3 protein-coding genes are annotated in these 2,010 nt (G+C 69.4%); 1 reads left to right on the forward strand and 2 read right to left on the reverse strand.

From position 1 onward, the window contains the following. Positions 1–120 precede the first annotated feature (120 nt). The gene (locus EPN29_13505) at positions 121–978 is read left to right on the forward strand and encodes an IS5 family transposase (GenBank protein ID TAN31390.1); all 858 of its coding nucleotides are present in this window, start codon (positions 121–123) and stop codon (positions 976–978) included. An 88-nt stretch (positions 979–1,066) separates the two neighbouring features. On the opposite strand, the gene EPN29_13510 is transcribed toward EPN29_13505, so the two are convergent. Both EPN29_13510 and EPN29_13515 read right to left on the reverse strand, forming a co-directional pair. Continuing rightward, positions 1,067–1,819 carry an ABC transporter ATP-binding protein gene (locus EPN29_13510; protein ID TAN31392.1) on the reverse strand — a complete coding sequence of 251 codons (753 nt, stop codon included), beginning with the start codon at positions 1,817–1,819 and terminating at the stop codon, positions 1,067–1,069. Further along, positions 1,806–2,010, reverse strand: a 205-nt coding sequence (locus EPN29_13515) for an ABC transporter ATP-binding protein (GenBank protein ID TAN31391.1), incomplete at its 5' end; no start/stop codon positions are given. The genes EPN29_13515 and EPN29_13510, both read right to left, overlap by 14 nt.

Raw genomic sequence — 2,010 nt, forward strand, 5'->3', positions numbered from 1 at the left:
AGAGCGACCGGCAATTGGTGCTGATGGGGCTGGTGTGATTGGCGTGTCTATCGGGTAGGGCACGGGCCCGCGGCGTGATCATCGGATTGCGATGTCCAAACGATCACCTGTGGAGGGCCCGTGCCCGTCATCCCAGCATCCCTGATCGAACCGGTCTGGGTCGAGTTCGCCGCGCTGATCGGCACGGCGGAGCGCCCCGAGTTCGACCCGGCTCACCCGTTGGGTTGCCATCGGCACCGTGTCGATGACCGGGTCGTGTTCGACTGCGTGATCGCGGCGCTGGTCCACGGCAGCGGCTACGAGCGGGTCGCAGTGCCGGGCTGTTCGGATCGCACGATCCGGCGCCGCCTCGCTGACTGGGCCGAGCGAGGCGTCACCCGCGACCTGCTGCGGACCGCGCTGAGCGGGTACGAGCGGATGATCGGCCTGGAACTGGACGACCTGTCCGTGGACGGATCGATCACCAAATCCCCTTGTGGCGGCGAGGTATCCGGTCGTTCCCCGGTCGACCGCGGCAAGCAGGGCACGAAACGCTCGGTCGTCACCGACGGTGCCGGGCTACCGCTGCACCTGGTCGCCGCCGGAGCGAACGCCCACGACTCGCCGCTGCTCGAACCCACCCTGGCCGCAGTCCCGGACGCGGTCGGCCCACTGCCCGAGGGCGCCTGCGTGCACCTGGACGCCGGGTACGACTCGGGCAAGACCCGCGACCTGCTGCACAGCCTCGGCTACCAGTACCGGATCGCGACCAAGGGCAAGCCATCACCGATCCAAGTCGGAAAACGATGGGTCGTCGAACGCTGCCACTCCTGGATGAACGGGTACGGCAAACTGCGCCGCAGCACCGACAAACAACGCCGCATCGTCGAGTTCTACCTATTCCTCGCCGCCACGCTCACCGTCGTCCACCGGCTGATCAACACCGCCCGCAGCCACTACCGCTGGCCCCAACGGCCCACCACACGCCGACTCAAATGATCCAATTGCCGGTCGCTCTAAGCACGGGGGGATTGGTCCCGCCATAGCTCGCGGATAACCGTTGTATCTCGGTCGTCGGGCGGCCGGGTCAGACCGCGAGGAACCGCCGTTGCAGTTCGTGCTGCTCCGCGAACGCCGATGCGGGACCGTTCCAGACGAGCGCCCCGGCGTCGATCAGGCACACCGAGTCGGCCAGGGCCAGCGCGAAACCCGTGTTCTGTTCGGCGAGCAGGACCGAGACCGAGAACTCGCGCTGGATGCGGCGGATCGCCTCGCCCACCTGCGCGACGACGAGCGGCGCCAGACCCTCGGAGGGTTCGTCGAGCAAGAGCAGGCTCGGGTCGGTGGCCATGGCCCGGGCGATGGCGACGAGTTGCTGCTCCCCCCCGCTGAGCGCGTAGCCGGGGCGGTCCAGCAGCGACTGCAGGATCGGGAAGGTACGGGTCAGCCCGGCGAGCGAACGCCCACCGGTCGCCCGTCCGGCTGCGGCCGCCGCCAGTTCGAGGTTCTGCCGCACGGTGAGCGAGGTGAGGATGCGCCGGTCCTCGGGCACGAGTTGGACGCCCATGCGCGCGATCCGGAACGGCGCGGTTTCGCGCAGTTCCCGCGCGCCGTACCGGATGCTGCCCGTGGTCCGCACCCCGGCGTTGGTCACCGACCGCATCAGGGTCGTCTTGCCTGCCCCGTTGCGGCCCAGCAGGGCGACGGTGGAGCCAGCAGGGACGGTCAGTTCGAGGCCGAACAGCACGTGCGCGGAACCGTAGTACGCGTGCAGGCCCTCGATCCGCAGTTCCGCGGGCGATCTGCGCCGCGCCGCAGGTGCGGGCTCAGTCGCCGTCATCGCCGTGTCCGTCATCGCCGTGTCCGTCATCGCCGTGTCCCAGGTAGACATCGCGCACGTCGGCACGCGCACGGACCTCCTCCGGTTCCCCGGTGGCCAGGACCCGGCCGGCGGCGACCACCGTCAAGTGCTGCGCCAGGCCGAAGACCACGCTCATGTCGTGCTCGGTGAGCAGGACGGTCAGGCCGGAA

Source organism: bacterium (assembly GCA_004299235.1).
Classification (GTDB): domain Bacteria; phylum Chloroflexota; class Dormibacteria; order Dormibacterales; family Dormibacteraceae; genus SCQL01.

What these genes read in the sequence shown, in the direction of transcription:
- EPN29_13510 (TAN31392.1), bottom strand. Translation starts at nt 1,819, where the DNA reads ATGACGGCGACTGAGCCCGCACCTGCGGCGCGGCGCAGATCGCCCGCG.